The organism is Cellulosimicrobium sp. RS (assembly GCF_046159675.1).
GTDB lineage: Bacteria > Actinomycetota > Actinomycetes > Actinomycetales > Cellulomonadaceae > Cellulosimicrobium > Cellulosimicrobium funkei.
Map to the genome: position 1 here is coordinate 275,693 of NZ_JBJXVU010000001.1, position 14,507 is coordinate 290,199.

A 14,507-nucleotide genomic window follows, 5' to 3' on the forward strand; every position below is an offset into this window, starting at 1 on the left:
CGTGCTCGGCAGGGGCCGGTCAGTTCGCGTGCAGCGCGGCGTTGAGCTCGACGCCCGCGCCGGTCCGCGAGACCGCCTCGACCCCGCCGGTCAGCGAGTTGCGCCGGAAGAGGATGCCGGACCGGCCGGCGAGGTCGCGCGCCTTGACGACGAGCGGCTCGCCCGAGGCGTCCTGCTGCCCGACGACCGTCACCTTGGTCCCGGCGGTGACGTACAGGCCGGACTCCACGACGCAGTCGTCGCCGAGCGGGATGCCGAGGCCCGCGTTCGCGCCGAGCAGGGAACGCTGCCCGACCGAGATGACCTCGCGGCCGCCGCCGGACAGCGTGCCCATGATCGACGCGCCGCCGCCCACGTCGGAGCCGTCGCCCACGACGACGCCCGCCGAGATGCGACCCTCGACCATCGACGTGCCGAGCGTGCCCGCGTTGAAGTTCACGAAGCCCTCGTGCATCACCGTCGTGCCGGCCGCGAGGTGCGCCCCGAGGCGCACGCGGTCCGCGTCGGCGATGCGGACGCCCGACGGTACGACGTAGTCCACCATGCGGGGGAACTTGTCGACGCCGAGCACGGTCACGGGCTGGCCGGTCGCGCGCAGGCGCAGGCGCGTCTCCTCGAAGCCGTCGACGGCGCACGGGCCGTGGTTCGTCCACACGACGTTCGTCAGCACGCCGAAGAGGCCGTCGAGGTTCAGGCCGTGCGGGACGACGAGGCGGTGGGAGAGCAGGTGCAGGCGCAGGTAGGCGTCGGCGGTGTCGGCGGGGGCGGCGTCGAGGTCGATCTCGGTCCGCACCACGACGACGTCAACGCCGCGCAGCTCGTCGCGCTCGGCGAGCGCGTCGAGGGACGCGGGGACGGCGGCGTCCGCCGGGGCGGCGCCGAGCTCCGGCGCGGGGTACCAGACGTCGAGGGTCGTGCCGTCGTCGGTGACGGTCGCCAGGCCGTAGCCCCACGCCGTACGCGGCTCGGACGCGCCCGCCGAGGGGGCGGGCGCGGGGGTCGCAGAAGTCATGCGCCCACCCTATCCGGCACCGGTAGGGTGCTGGCGTGACGTCTCCCACCCCTGGTACCGGACCCGTGCTCGACCTCCGCGGCGACCTCGTCGCCCTGTTCCGCGCGGTGTGCGACGTGCCGTCCGTGAGCGGGGACGAGCGCGCTCTCGCGGACGCGGTCGAGGCCGCGTTGCGCACGGTCGCGCACCTGGAGGTCGTCCGCGACGGCGACACGGTCGTCGCGCGCACGGCGCTCGGCAGGGAGCGGCGCGTCGTGGTCGCGGGCCACCTCGACACCGTGCCGCTCACGGTCCCGCCGAACCTGCCGACGCGCGTCGTCGGCGAGGGCGCGCACGCCGAGGTCTGGGGCCGCGGCACGGTCGACATGAAGGGCGGCGTCGCCGTCGCGCTCGCGCTCGCGGCGGAGCTCGACGCCCCTGCCCAGGACGTCACGTGGGTCTTCTACGACAACGAGGAGGTCGCCGCGGACCTCAACGGGCTCGGGCGCCTCGCGCGCAACCGTCCGGACCTGCTGGAGGCGGACTTCGCGGTGCTCGGGGAGCCCACGTCGGCCGGCCTCGAGGGCGGGTGCAACGGGACGCTGCGCGCCGAGGTGCGCGTGCCGGGCGTCGCGGCCCACTCCGCGCGCTCCTGGACGGGGACCAACGCGATCCACGCCGCGCACGAGGTGCTGGACCGCCTGGCCGCGTACGTCCCCCAGGAGATCGAGGTCGACGGCCTCGTGTACCGGGAGGGGATGAACGCCGTCGGCATCACGGGGGGCATCGCGGGCAACGTCGTGCCCGACGAGTGCGTCGTCACGGTGAACTTCCGGTTCGCCCCCTCCCGCAGCGTGGCCGAGGCCGAGCAGCACGTCCGCGACCTCTTCACCGGGTTCGCGGTCACGCTCACCGACGCGGCGCCCGGCGCGCGGCCCGGCCTCGACGACCCGCTCGCGGCGGACTTCGCGGCGGCCGTCCTCGGCGTGACCGGCGGGGCACCGGCCCCGAAGTACGGCTGGACCGACGTCGCGCGCTTCGCCGAGCTCGGCGTCCCGGCGGTGAACTTCGGCCCCGGGGACCCGCTGCTCGCGCACAAGGACGACGAGCGGTGCCCCGTCGGGCAGCTCGCGCTGTGCCGCGACGCGCTCCGTGCGTGGCTGACGGCCACCCCTGCGGCATAGGCTCGTGGCCATGAGCGACACGGTGCGTGACCAGCAGGGTTCCGACGACGGCGTGCCCCAGACGGGTACCGGGTACCGCAAGGGGCCGGTGCTGCTCCGTGGCGACCAGATCCCCGGCCAGACGACGGACCAGCGCCTCCTCGACTCGCGCGGCAACGCGGACTGGGTGCACTCCGACCCGTGGCGCGTGATGCGCATCCAGAGCGAGTTCGTCGAGGGTTTCGGCGCGCTCGCGGAGGTCGGCCCGGCCGTCTCCGTGTTCGGCTCGGCGCGGACCAAGCCGGACCACCCGGACTACGCGCTCGCCGAGGACGTCGGTCGCCTCCTGGTCGACGAGGGCTTCGCGGTCATCACGGGCGGCGGCCCCGGCATCATGGAAGCAGCCAACAAGGGGGCGTCGGAGGCGGGCGGCCTGTCGATCGGGCTCGGGATCGAGCTGCCGTTCGAGCAGGGCATGAACCGCTACGTCAACCTCGGCGTGAACTTCCGCTACTTCTTCGCCCGCAAGACGATGTTCGTCAAGTACGCGCAGGGCTTCGTGGTGCTGCCGGGCGGGTTCGGCACGTTCGACGAGCTGTTCGAGGCGCTCACGCTCGTCCAGACGCACAAGATCACCGAGTTCCCCGTCGCGCTCGTCGGGACGGACTACTGGACCGGCCTGCTCGACTGGGCGCGGACCGCCGTCGTGGGGCGCGGCATGATCAGCGAGCACGACCTCGACCTCGTCCACCTCTGCGACGACCCGGCCGAGGCCGTCGAGTACGTGTGTGACCGCGGCGCCGAGCTGCGCGCGGAGGAGCGCGAGGCGACCGAGGAGCTCGCCCGGGCGCAGGCCGGCGACGCGAGCTGACGGGCGCGGCACGATGACCGCAGGTCCCGGCGCGCCCGGCTCCGGTGCGGGCGAGCCGGGGACGCGCCCGTCCGAGGGCGCGCCCGTCCCGCTGCCGCCGCTCGGGGTGCCGCCGCGTGGCACGTCGCTCGTGCTGCGCGGGCGCGAGCTCGACCGGCCCGCCGTGATGGCCATCGTCAACCGCACCGACGACTCGTTCTACGCCGGGGCGCGCCAGCTCGACGACCGCCAGGCGCTCGCCGCCGTCGAGCGCGCGGTCCGCGAGGGCGCCGAGATCCTCGACGTGGGCGGCGTACGCGCGGGGGTCGGCCCGGAGGTCACCCCGGCGGAGGAGATCCGCCGCGTCGTCCCGTTCGTCGCCCGCGTGCGGTCGGAGTTCCCGGAGCTCCTCGTCAGCGTGGACACGTGGCGGGCCGGCGTCGCGCACGAGGCGGCGCTCGCGGGCGCGGACCTCGTCAACGACACGTGGGCCGGGCACGACCCGCGGCTCGTCGAGGTGGCCGGGCAGCACGGGATCGGGGTGGTGTGCTCCCACACCGGGGGAGCGCGGCCGCGCACGGACCCCGTCCGCGTCGACTACCCGGCCCGCCCCGGAGCGGCCGACCCGCGCGACGGCGTCGTGCAGGACGTCGTGACGACGCTGCGGGCCGCGGCCGAGCGGGCGGTGTCGTGCGGCGTCCCGCGCGCGTCGGTGCTCGTCGACCCGACCCACGACTTCGGCAAGAACACGTGGCACTCGCTGCACCTGCTCCGCCGCACCGAGGTGCTCGCGGGGCTCGGCTTCCCGCTCCTCATGGCCCTGTCGCGCAAGGACTTCGTGGGGGAGACGCTCGACCTCCCGGCCGACGAGCGACTCGAGGGCACGCTCGCGGCGACGGCGGTCGCCGCGTGGCTCGGCGCGCGCGTCTTCCGCGCGCACGACGTCGCGGCGACGCGCCGCGTCCTCGACCTGGTCTCCGCCGTCCGCGACGAGACGGCCCCGGCAGCGGCCCTGCGGGGCCTGGCGTGACGACGCCGCGCACGGCCACCCTCCCCGCGGCGCGGGCGCGGCTGCTGCGGCCCGCCACCTGGCGGTGGTGGGTGCAGGTGCTCGTGGTCTACGCCCTGGCCCGGGCGGTGAGCGCCGTCGTCCTGCTCGTGGCCGCGCGGTCCCAGGAGCAGAACCTGTGGACCGACGCCGCGCCCTCGTACCTCGCCTACGTCGGTCGGATGTGGGACGCGAGCTGGTACGAGCAGATCTACTCCTCCGGCTACCCGGACACGCTCCCCGTGGGCCCCGACGGCGCCGTGCAGCAGAACGTGTGGGCCTTCTTCCCGCTCTTCCCCGCGCTCGTCCGCGCGCTCGACGCCGTCACGGGGCTCGGCTGGGAGGTGCTCGCACCGACGCTCGCGCTCGCGTGCGGGGCGGGCGCGGTGCTCGTCGTCCATCGGCTCGTCGCGACGGCCGCCGTCGAGCGGCGCCCGGGCCTGCCGCTCGCGACGGTGCTGCTCGTCAGCGTCTTCCCCTCCAGCCCGGTCCTCCAGGTCGCGTACACCGAGTCGCTCGCCCTGCTCCTCGTGGCCGGTGCGCTGCTCCTGCTCGCGCGGCGCCGCTACGCCGGGGTGGCGCTCCTCGTCGCGCTCCTCGGCTTCTGCCGCGCGGTCGCGCTGCCGATGGCGGCGGTCGTGCTGTGGCACGGCTTCGTGCGGTGGCGCCGCGGTGACCTGCGCGGGCCCGACGCCGCCCGGCTGGGCGGGCTGCTCGTCGTCGCCCTCGCGAGCGGGCTCGTGTGGCCCTGGCTGTGCGGCGCGGTCACGGGCGTGCACCAGGCGTACTTCCGCACCCAGGAGGCCTGGCGCGGCGGCGCGGAGGTCGTGCCGTTCGTGCCGTGGGTGGACGTCTCGCGGTGGCTCGCGGGCGACGCCGGCCCGTGGCTCCTCGCGCTCGTGCTCGTGGTGGCCGCCGCGCTCGTGCTCAACCCGGTGGCGGCGCGTCTCGGCCCGGAGATGCACGCGTGGTCCGGGGCGTACCTGGCGTACCTCGTGGCGACCGTCCAGCCGGGCACGTCGCTCGTGCGCTTCCTCCTGCTCGCGTTCCCGCTCGGCGCGGTGACGGTCGGGTGGACGCGGTCGCGCGCGTGGCTCGCGGCGGTGACCGTCGCGTGCGTCGTGGGTCAGGTGTGGTGGGTCTGGTCGCTGTGGCGGCTGGTCCCGCCGTCGGGCTGGCCGCCGTGACCGGGACGCCCGGGATGTCGGCACGCGTGAACTAGACTGTCCCCCGGGCGTCGTCCGAGGTCGGACGCCCCTCCTCGCGCGTGCGGGGTGGACTCGGGACAAACGGAAATGGAGTGCCATCGATGGCTGCGATGAAGCCGCGGACGGGTGACGGACCGCTGGAGGTCACCAAGGAAGGGCGAGGCATCGTCATGCGGGTCCCGCTCGAGGGTGGCGGGCGTCTGGTGGTCGAGCTCAACGCGACCGAGGCCAGCGAGCTGGGTGAGGCGCTCCAGGCCGTGGTGGGCTGATTGCCCGCACGTGAGCGCCGGGTCTCCGGAACCTCGGAGATCCCGCGCGCGCTGCCGGAGGTGGTCGGTGCACGGGGCGCGCTGAGCGACGCCCCGCTCGTCGACGAGGCACAGGCCGACGCGGTCGTGGTCGCCGTCGCGCCGCCGCGCGAGGCGGAGGACGGGCTGCAGCCGCGCGCCGGCACGGTCGACGCGACCCTGCGGTACGGCGTCGACCTCGCCGAGCTGGCCGAGCGTGCGGGCGGCCCGGGCTTCCGCGGCGCGGCCGGCGAGGTCGTGCGCGTGGACCTGCCGCGCGCGCACGTCGGGTCCACGACCCGGCTGCCGTGGGCGGGCCTGCCGCCCCGCCTCCTGCTGCTCGGCGTGGGCGCCGGCACCGCGACGGACCTGCGCCGCGCCGGTGCCGCGCTGGCCCGTGCGTCCCGCGGCCTCGATCGGGTCGTGAGCGCCGTGACCGCGGACGCCGGGGCGGCCGAGGTCCGCGCCTACGTCGAGGGCTACCTGCTCGCCGCGTACGCCCAGCCGCGTCGCGGCGACGCGCCCGCCGGCGCGCAGGACGCCGCCGCGCAGCTCGTGCTGCTCACGCCGCCCGACCGTCCCGACGTGGCGGCACCGATCGAGGCGGCGACCCGCGCGGCCGCCGCGACGTGGCTCGTGCGCGACCTCGCGAACACGCCGTCCGACGTCAAGGACCCGGCCTGGTTCGCCGACCGCGCCCTCGGGCTGGCCGACGCGCTCGGCCTCGACACCACCGTCCGCGGCCCCGCCGAGCTCGCCGCCGACGGCTTCGGCGCGCTCCTCGCCGTGGGCGCCGGCTCGGCGCGCGGGCCCCGGCTCGTCACCGTCACGTACGACCCCGCGGACCACGGCGTGACCCCGGCGACGGACCGCTCCGCGCCGCGGCACGTGGTCGTCGTCGGCAAGGGCATCACCTACGACACGGGGGGCCTGTCCATCAAGCCGCGCGAGGCGATGGTGCCCATGAAGACCGACATGGCGGGCGCCGCCGTCGCGCTCGCCGTCGTGCTCGGGGCCGCCCGGGCCCGCTCGGACCGGCGCGTCACCGCCGTGCTGCCGCTCGCGGAGAACCACGTCGGCGCGGCGTCGTACCGTCCCGGTGACGTGCTGCGCACGTGGTCGGGGCGCACGGTCGAGGTCGCGAACACGGACGCCGAGGGCCGGCTCGTCCTCGCCGACGCCGTCGGGTACGCCGTGCAGGAGCTCGCTCCCGACGTGCTCGTCGACGTCGCGACGCTCACCGGCGCGGCGAGCGTGGGCCTGGGTCGTGGCCACGGAGCCCTGTTCGCCACCGACGACGGGGTCGCCGACGTGCTCCAGGACGCCGCCCGCACGACGGGCGAGCAGGTGTGGCGCATGCCGCTCGTCGAGGACTACGCGGGTGCGCTGCGCTCCGACGTCGCCGACCTGCGGCACGTCCCTGTCGAGAGCCCCGGCGGTGGGGCCATCACGGCCGCGCTGTTCCTGCGGGAGTTCGTGGGCGACGTGCCCTGGGCCCACCTCGACGTCGCGGGACCGGCGCGCGCGACAGCCGACCGGCACGAGGTCGTGGCCGGGGCGACGGGCTTCGGCGCCCGGCTGCTGCTCGAGGCGCTCGACCGGCTCTGATCTCGACCGGCTCTGATCTCGGCCGGCTCCGACGCGGCGGGTCAGCGGCGGACGGCGAGCAGGAGGCCGTCGCCGCTGGGCAGCAGCGCCGGCAGCACGCGCTCGTCGGACCGGAGCGACCGGCCGACCTCGCGCACGATCGTCGTCACCTCGTCGCGCCGCGCGGGGTCGGCGACGCGGTCGTGCGAGAGCGCGCCGTCGACCGCCAGCACGCCGCCCGGCCGCAGGAGGCGCAGCCCCTGCTCGACGTACTCGGGGTAGCTGTGCTTGTCGGCCCCGACGAGGACGAGGTCGTACGCGCCGTCGGTGAGGCGGGGGAGCACGTCGCTCGCGCGGCCCGGGATCGTGCGCGTGCGGGACGCGGGCACGCCCTCCTCCGCGAACGCCGCCTTCGCCGCGCGCTGGTGCTCGACCTCGACGTCGATCGTCGTCAGCACGCCGTCGGCGGGCATGCCGCGCAGGAGCCAGATCGAGGCGACGCCCGTGCCGGTGCCGATCTCGACGACCGCGCGGGCCGCGAGGGACGCGGCCAGGACCTGGAGCACGGCCCCGACGCCCGGGAGGACCGCGGGGCAGCCGAGCTCGGCCGCGCGGTCGCGCGCCCGCAGGAGGACCTCGTCCTCGGGGACGAACTCCTCGCTGTACACCCAGCTCGCCGCCTTGGCGCTGCGGTGGGTGCCGACGTCGCTGGTGATCAGGTCCTCCTGGTGGTCCGTCGTCCGGCCCCGGGGGCCGGGCCGGCACTGTCTCGGATCGTACCCGCCCCCTCCCACGCCGGCCCGTTCCCACGCCGCGCGCGTGTGCACGGGCCGTGGACGTCGCGCGCACGTCCCGCGCGAGCCGGGGAACACGCGCCGGGGGCGGGACGTTCTTCTGGGACGATGGACCACGTGGACGACGCACGACCGAGGACCAGCACGCACGGCCAGCAGGACGCGGGCACGTGGGTGCCGCCGTCGTGGGACTCGATCGTGCGCGAGCACTCGGCGCGGGTCTACCGGCTCGCCTACCGCCTCACCGGCAACCGCCAGGACGCGGAGGACCTCACGCAGGAGACGTTCGTCCGGGTGTTCCGCTCGCTGTCGAGCTACACCCCGGGCACGTTCGAGGGCTGGCTCCACCGGATCACGACGAACCTGTTCCTCGACCAGGTGCGGCGCAAGCAGCGCATCCGGATGGAGGCCATGGGCGACGACGACGGGCACTACCCGGCACGTGCCGAGGCCCAGCCGGAGCGCGGGTTCGAGCACGCGAACCTCGACCACGACGTGCAGCGCGCGCTCGACGCGCTCTCGCCCGAGTACCGGGCCGCCGTCGTGCTGTGCGACATCGAGGGCCTCTCCTACGAGGAGATCGCCGTGACGCTCGGCATCAAGCTCGGCACGGTCCGCTCGCGGATCCACCGCGCGCGCTCGCAGCTGCGCGCCGCACTGCCGCACCGCGACCCCGCCGAGCGTCCGGCGTCGGACGATGCACCGACCGCCGTGGGCGCCCGGGGGGCGGCGTGACCCATCTCGGCTCGCGGCTCTCCGCGCTCGTCGACGGGCAGCTGTCGCCCGCGGAGGCGGAGCGCGCCCTGGAGCACGTGGCCTGCTGCCCGCGGTGCGCGGCGGAGCTCTCTGCCGCCCGGGCGGCCCGGCGTGCGCTGAGCGCGGCCGGGCCGGTGGAGCCGGCGCCGGACCTCGCCGCGCGCCTGCTCGCGCTGTCCGCCCAGATCCCGCCGACGGACGGCGACCCGCTGCGCGCGGCGCCCGCGCCGAGCGACCCCTGGGCGGAGACCGCGACGCTCCCGCGCGGCGCGTGGAGCGGCGAGGTGCGCCGCGGTTCGCTCCGGCGGCGGGTCGTCGGCCTCGTCGTCGGCGGCGTCGGCGTCGTGGCGGTGGGCCTCTTCGCGCTCGGGGAGAGCCCGCTCGTCACGCCGGACCTGCACCGCAGCGACCCGCTCACCGTGCTCGCGCAGGCCGCGCCCCGGGCCACGGGCGCGCTCGTCGTCGGCGGCGCGCGGACCGACGGTCCGGACGGCGGGTCGGGCGGGGGGACGGTCGCCGACGGCGGCGCTTCCGCCCTCGCGGCGCTCGCCGCGCAGGGCTGGACCTGCCCGACGCCGCTCCCCGAGGGCTTCCGCGTGGCGGACGTGCGCGACGACGCGCGGCGCGGCGTGCTGGAGATCGACCTCGAGGCGCCGGGCGGGGAGGCGGTCGTGCGCGAGCAGACCGGCCTGCTGGACACGTCGGCGCTCGCGGGCGGCGAGACGTGGGACGTCGACGGTCGCCGCGTGCACGTGCTGTCCGAGGCGCCGTGGCACGTCGTGTGGCAGTCGGGCGACACGGTGATCGACGTCGTCGCCGACACCGAGCAGGGAACGGTCGCCGCCCTCGTGGCGGCGTTCCCGGCCCGTGACTACGATGCCGGGGTCCCGGCGCGCATCTCCCGGGGCTGGACGACCATGACAGGAGCGCTCGGCACCTCATGACCGACCCCCAGAACGGACCGGAGCAGCCCGGTCCGCGCGACGCCGCGCCGAACCCGTTCGCGCCGCCGTCGGCCTACCGCAGCGTGCCCGTCCCGCCGTCCGCCGAGGTGCCACGGCCCACCCAGGCCCCAGGGCCCGCTGAGGGCGCTGCGTCGGGGCACGTCGCGCCCCCGCACGGTCCGGGACCGGTCCCGCCGCCGCCCGCGGTGCCTGCGCGGGCGGAACCCTCGACCGCGGGGCCCACGGACCCCTGGGAGCGGCTGAGCGCGTTCGGCCAGCCCGAGGCGCCGACGCGCCCGGGCGGGTCCGTCGACCCGACCCTCGTGGGCGTGCCCCGCGGAGCCGTCGGCTCCGCGCCGCGGCGCGGCCTGCGTCCGGCCGCGGTGGCGGGCGTCGCGGTGCTCGCGCTCGTCGCGGGCGCCGTCGGCGGCGTCGCGGCCGACCGCCTCGCCGACCCGCAGTCCTCCGGCTCGTCCGTCTCGGCGCTGCCGCCCGCGAGCGTCGAGCCGGGCGCGGACCGCCCCGACGGCTCGGTGGCGGACATCGCCGCGACCGTGCTGCCCAGCGTCGTCTCGCTCCAGGTCCGCGGGGCCGACGGCGTCGCGACCGGCTCGGGCTTCGTGCTGCGGGAGGACGGCTTCATCCTCACGAACAACCACGTCGTCGCGTCGGCCGCCGACGGCGGCGACATCGTCGTGCTCTTCTCCGACGGGCACGAGAGCCCGGCCGAGCTCGTCGGGCGGACGGTCGACTACGACCTCGCGGTCGTCAAGGTCGAGGACTCCGGCCTCACGCCGCTCGCGCTCGGTGACTCCGACGAGGTGGTCGTCGGGGACCCGGTGGTGGCCATCGGTGCGCCGCTCGGGCTCAACGGGACCGTGACCACGGGGATCATCAGCGCGCTCAACCGCCCGGTCCAGGCGGGCGCCGCGGCCGAGACGGCGTTCATCAACGCGATCCAGACGGACGCCGCGATCAACCCCGGCAACTCCGGCGGCCCGCTCGTCGACGGCCGCGGCCAGGTGGTCGGCATCAACTCGGCCATCGCGCAGCCGCCGGGGAGCGGCGAGGCCACGGGCAGCATCGGCCTCGGGTTCGCCATCCCGTCGAACCAGGCCCGCCGCACCGCCGAGCAGCTCATCGCCGACGGCGTCGCGACGTACCCCGTGATCGGCGTGCTCCTCGACCAGCGCTACCAGGGCGAGGGCGTGCAGGTCTCGACCGACGCGCAGTCCGGGACGCCCGCCGTGACGCCCGACGGCCCGGCGGACGCCGCCGGGATCCGGCCGGGAGACGTGATCCTGTCCATCGACGGCCGGCCCGTCACGGAGTCGGACGAGCTCATCGTCGCGATCCGGGCGAAGGCGCCGGGAGACGCGGTGACCCTGCGCGTGCGGACCGGCGACCAGGAGCGCGACGTGCGCGTCGTCCTCGACGAGGCCACGAGCGAGTAGTCTGTCGGCGTGTTCGGGATCAACGGAGCCGAGTTCGTCGTGCTCCTCATCGTGGCGGTCGTCGTCATCGGTCCCGAGCGCCTGCCGCGCTACGCGGAGCAGCTCGGGGCGTTCGTGCGGTCCGCGCGGGGCTACCTGCGCGACGCGAAGTCGCGCGTGGACGCGGAGCTCGGCGAGGAGCTGTCGGACGTCGACTGGGCCAAGCTCGACCCGCGCCAGTACGACCCGCGCCGGATCGTCCGCGAGGCACTCCTGGACGACGACCCCCTGCCCGAGCGCGTCTCCCCGCCCCGCCCGGCCGCTCCCGTCGCGCCGACGGGGCCCGCCCCGTTCGACGACGAGGCCACCTGACCCGGTCGTCCGGCCGCGGCACGACGGCGATTCGTTCCGGCGCCCGAGCACCTGTCAGAATGGGGCAATGTCCATCGAGGCGACGCACATCGGTCCGGCACCGGTCCCGGAGACCACGCAGGAGCCCGGGAGCCCGACGGGCACCCGGCCACGGATCCTCTCGGGCATGCAGCCCACGGAGGACTCCCTGCAGCTCGGAAACTACATCGGTGCGCTGCGCCAGTGGGTCTCCCTCCAGGACGCGTACGACGCCCTGTACTGCGTCGTCGACCTCCACGCGCTGACGGTCAACCCCGACCCGGAGCGGCTCCGCGAGCGCACCCGCCGCACGGCCGCCCAGTACCTCGCCGGCGGCGTGGACCCGGACCGCTCGGCGCTGTTCGTCCAGTCGCACGTGCCTCAGCACGCCGAGCTGTCCTGGGTGCTGTCGTGCCAGACGGGCTTCGGCGAGGCGGGCCGGATGACCCAGTTCAAGGACAAGTCCGCGAAGCAGGGCGCCGACGGCACGACCGTCGGGCTGTTCACGTACCCGGTGCTCATGGCAGCCGACATCCTGCTCTACGACGCGGCGCTCGTGCCGGTCGGCGAGGACCAGCGCCAGCACCTCGAGCTCACCCGTGACCTCGCGGAGCGGCTCAACGCCCGCTTCGGCGACGGGACCGCCGTCGTGCCGGAGGCCCACATCGTCCGGTCGGTCGCGAAGATCTACGACCTCCAGGAGCCGACGGCGAAGATGAGCAAGTCCTCGTCCAACGGCAAGGGCGTCATCTGGCTGCTCGACGACCCGAAGGTCGCCGCCAAGCGGATCCGGTCGGCCGCGACCGACTCCGGCACGGAGATCCGCTACGACCCGGTCGCCAAGCCAGGCGTGTCGAACCTGCTGACCATCTACTCGGCGCTCACGGGGCGGGACGTCGAGGCGATCGCCGCCGAGTACGACGGCCAGGGCTACGGGCGCCTCAAGGTGGACCTGGCGGACGTCGTCGTCGACTTCCTCGTGCCGTTCCAGGAGCGTGCGAACACCTACCTGGCGGACCCGGCCGAGCTCGACGCGGTGCTCGCGCGCGGCGCGCAGAAGGCCCGCGAGATCGCGGCCGGCACGCTCGCCCGCATCTACGACCGCGTCGGCCTGCTGCCCGTGGGCGGGACGACCGCGTGAACCTCCCGGAGCGCGAGCCCCACCAGGTGCGGATCGGCATCGCGATCGAGGTGCCCGAGCCGTTCGCGACGCAGCTCCAGGACGCGCGCGCACGGTTCGGCGACCCGCTCGCGCGGTCGATCCCGCCGCACGTGACGCTCCTCGGCCCGACGGTCCTGGACCGCACCGCGCTCGACACGGCGCGCGCGCACCTGACCGAGGTCGCGTCGACCGCGGCGCCGTTCCGCCTCCACCTGCGGGGGAGCGCGACGTTCCGTCCCGTCTCGCCCGTGGTGTTCGTCCAGGTGGTCGAGGGCATCGCGGAGTGCGAGCACCTCGAGAGCGCGATCCGCACCGGCCCGCTCGCCCAGGACCTGCGGTTCAACTACCACCCGCACGTGACCGTCGCGCACGAGGTGCCCGAGGCCGCGCTCGACGCGGCGTTCGACCAGATGGCGACCTACGACGCGCAGTTCGACGTCGCCGGCTTCTCGCTCTACGAGCACGGGGACGACGGCGTCTGGCGCCCCGAGCAGGTGTTCCCCCTGGGCGCGGATGCCGCGGGAGCGACCGCCTCGTAGGGTTCGGGGCGTGACGTCGCCTCGCCCTGCCGCCCCGCGCGTCGTCACGCGCACGCGCGCGCGGGTGGACGCCCTCGTCGAGCGCTGGAAGGACAGCCGGCCCGGCCGCGCGACCTACCGCTACCTGTACGCGCGCGGTGCGCTCCTGTGCGGCGGCATCGCGTACTCCGCGCTGTTCTCGCTCTTCGCCGCGCTGACGATCGGCTACACCGTCTTCATGCGGGTCCTGGGCGGGCGCGAGGAGCTCATGGACGTCGTCTTCGGCGAGATCAACGAGTTCGTCCCCGGGCTCATCGCCCTCGACGGCCAGCCGGGCGAGATTCGGCCCGACCAGCTCCTGCTCGACTCCGGGCTCAGCGTCACGAGCGTCGTCGCGGGCGTGGTGCTGCTCTTCTCCGTCGTGTCGTTCATGTACCACCTGCGTGGCGCCGTGCGGACCATGTTCGGCGTGAGCGACGTCGGCCAGAGCCCCGTGCTCGCCCGGGCGCGCGCCCTCCTCGGGTTCTTCCTGCTCGCGCTGTTCCTCCTCGTCTCCGCCGTCGCCGGCATCGCCGTCACGTCCCTCGGCAACCAGATCCTCGAGGCGATCGGGCTCTCCGGCGGGCCCGCCGTCCTCGTGACCGGCGCGGGCCTCGTCGTGAGCGTCCTGCTCGACGCGCTCGTCGTGGTCGTCGTCGTGCGGCTCCTCGCCGGGGTGCGGGTCCGACGCCGCGACCTCCTCGTCGGCTCGCTCACCGCCGCCGTCGGGTTCGGCGTGCTCCGCTACCTCGGGTCGTCGTTCGTCGAGAGCAGCGCCACGAGGAACGCCCTCCTGGCGTCGTTCGCCGTCCTCGTGACGCTGCTGCTCCTCGTCAACTTCACCGCGCGCATCCTCCTGGCCGTGTGCGCATGGATGGCGAACCCACCGCGCCCGCCCGACCCGGTGCCCGACGGCGCCCGGCACGCGCGCGACGGCCGTCCCGAGCTGCCCGTCCTCGACGGCGACCCCCCGGCCGACGGCCGCCACCTCCGGGCGCCCCGCCACGCCGTCGAGAGCACGCGCGACGACGTCCAGAAGAGGCGCGACGCCGTCGAGGGCACGCGCGACGCCGTCGTCCCGTCGCCCGAGGAGCACCTCCGCGCCGGTCACGGGTCGCACCGCCCGTGGAGCCCGGTGGTCCGTGGTGTCCGTCGAGCCCGCCGTCCGCGCGGGACGTGAGCGTCGCGCTCGCGCGGTAGGTCGACATCGGCACGCGCTGCCGAGATCGGCACGTGCGGCTGCCGATCTCAGCCGCAGATGCCGATCTCGGTCGAGACTGCCGATCCCGGCCGTGGGTGCCGATCGGTGCGGGGCCGCGCGGGCGGCGGCGTCACCC

The 14,507-nt window shown here is 75.7% G+C and carries 15 protein-coding genes; 13 read left to right on the plus strand and 2 right to left on the minus strand.

Annotated features, from left to right (window positions below; genetic code table 11):
• Nucleotides 1-19: 19 nt before the first annotated feature.
• On the minus strand, nucleotides 20-1,012 hold the full coding sequence (gene dapD / locus ACI769_RS01175; protein ID WP_051876515.1) for a 2,3,4,5-tetrahydropyridine-2,6-dicarboxylate N-succinyltransferase: 993 nt from the start codon (nucleotides 1,010-1,012) through the stop codon (nucleotides 20-22).
• Nucleotides 1,013-1,047: 35 nt separating this feature from the next.
• Here dapD and dapE point away from each other — a divergent pair, with 35 nt between their 5' ends.
• The 6 genes from dapE to ACI769_RS01205 all read left to right on the plus strand — a co-directional run bounded on the left by dapE (nucleotide 1,048) and on the right by ACI769_RS01205 (nucleotide 7,155).
• Entirely contained in the window at nucleotides 1,048-2,175 is a 1,128-nt protein-coding gene (gene dapE / locus ACI769_RS01180) for a succinyl-diaminopimelate desuccinylase (RefSeq protein ID WP_043656457.1), read from the plus strand.
• A gap of 10 nt (nucleotides 2,176-2,185) precedes the next feature.
• A complete protein-coding gene (locus tag ACI769_RS01185) occupies nucleotides 2,186-3,025 on the plus strand; it encodes a TIGR00730 family Rossman fold protein (RefSeq protein ID WP_409141062.1) in 840 nt (279 codons plus the stop codon).
• 13 nt (nucleotides 3,026-3,038) lie between these two features.
• Nucleotides 3,039-4,034: a dihydropteroate synthase gene (gene folP / locus ACI769_RS01190; protein WP_409141063.1), complete on the plus strand. Its 996-nt coding sequence runs from the start codon at nucleotides 3,039-3,041 to the stop codon at nucleotides 4,032-4,034.
• Nucleotides 4,031-5,239 (plus strand): hypothetical protein, encoded by a 1,209-nt coding sequence (locus tag ACI769_RS01195; RefSeq protein ID WP_409141064.1) that lies wholly within the window; start codon nucleotides 4,031-4,033, stop codon nucleotides 5,237-5,239. The genes folP and ACI769_RS01195 overlap by 4 nt, the downstream gene beginning before the upstream one ends.
• 122 nt (nucleotides 5,240-5,361) lie before the next feature.
• Nucleotides 5,362-5,529 (plus strand): DUF3117 domain-containing protein, encoded by a 168-nt coding sequence (locus ACI769_RS01200; protein ID WP_064506638.1) that lies wholly within the window; start codon nucleotides 5,362-5,364, stop codon nucleotides 5,527-5,529.
• Between the two features lie 60 nt (nucleotides 5,530-5,589).
• Complete coding sequence (locus ACI769_RS01205; protein WP_241005621.1) at nucleotides 5,590-7,155, plus strand: M17 family metallopeptidase; 1,566 nt, start codon at nucleotides 5,590-5,592, stop codon at nucleotides 7,153-7,155.
• Between the two features lie 41 nt (nucleotides 7,156-7,196).
• On the opposite strand, the gene ACI769_RS01210 is transcribed toward ACI769_RS01205, so the two are convergent.
• Complete coding sequence (locus ACI769_RS01210) at nucleotides 7,197-7,802, minus strand: O-methyltransferase (RefSeq protein ID WP_369824879.1); 606 nt, start codon at nucleotides 7,800-7,802, stop codon at nucleotides 7,197-7,199.
• Between the two features lie 243 nt (nucleotides 7,803-8,045).
• Here ACI769_RS01210 and sigE point away from each other — a divergent pair, with 243 nt between their 5' ends.
• From sigE to ACI769_RS01245, 7 genes are all read left to right on the plus strand, one after another.
• Nucleotides 8,046-8,663 carry an RNA polymerase sigma factor SigE gene (sigE, locus tag ACI769_RS01215; RefSeq protein WP_241005622.1) on the plus strand — a complete coding sequence of 206 codons (618 nt, stop codon included), beginning with the start codon at nucleotides 8,046-8,048 and terminating at the stop codon, nucleotides 8,661-8,663.
• On the plus strand, nucleotides 8,660-9,628 hold the full coding sequence (locus ACI769_RS01220) for a zf-HC2 domain-containing protein (RefSeq protein ID WP_409141065.1): 969 nt from the start codon (nucleotides 8,660-8,662) through the stop codon (nucleotides 9,626-9,628). The genes sigE and ACI769_RS01220 overlap by 4 nt, the downstream gene beginning before the upstream one ends.
• Nucleotides 9,625-11,082 (plus strand): trypsin-like peptidase domain-containing protein, encoded by a 1,458-nt coding sequence (locus ACI769_RS01225; RefSeq protein WP_409141066.1) that lies wholly within the window; start codon nucleotides 9,625-9,627, stop codon nucleotides 11,080-11,082. The genes ACI769_RS01220 and ACI769_RS01225 overlap by 4 nt, the downstream gene beginning before the upstream one ends.
• A gap of 9 nt (nucleotides 11,083-11,091) precedes the next feature.
• Complete coding sequence (locus ACI769_RS01230; RefSeq protein ID WP_034651176.1) at nucleotides 11,092-11,433, plus strand: twin-arginine translocase TatA/TatE family subunit; 342 nt, start codon at nucleotides 11,092-11,094, stop codon at nucleotides 11,431-11,433.
• A 67-nt stretch (nucleotides 11,434-11,500) separates the two neighbouring features.
• Complete coding sequence (trpS, locus tag ACI769_RS01235; RefSeq protein WP_081599752.1) at nucleotides 11,501-12,592, plus strand: tryptophan--tRNA ligase; 1,092 nt, start codon at nucleotides 11,501-11,503, stop codon at nucleotides 12,590-12,592.
• Nucleotides 12,589-13,152, plus strand: a complete 564-nt coding sequence (locus ACI769_RS01240; RefSeq protein ID WP_034651171.1) for a 2'-5' RNA ligase family protein — start codon at nucleotides 12,589-12,591, stop codon at nucleotides 13,150-13,152. The genes trpS and ACI769_RS01240 overlap by 4 nt, the downstream gene beginning before the upstream one ends.
• 10 nt (nucleotides 13,153-13,162) lie before the next feature.
• Nucleotides 13,163-14,350 carry a YihY/virulence factor BrkB family protein gene (locus ACI769_RS01245; RefSeq protein WP_409141067.1) on the plus strand — a complete coding sequence of 396 codons (1,188 nt, stop codon included), beginning with the start codon at nucleotides 13,163-13,165 and terminating at the stop codon, nucleotides 14,348-14,350.
• The last annotated feature ends 157 nt before the right edge of the window (nucleotides 14,351-14,507 follow it).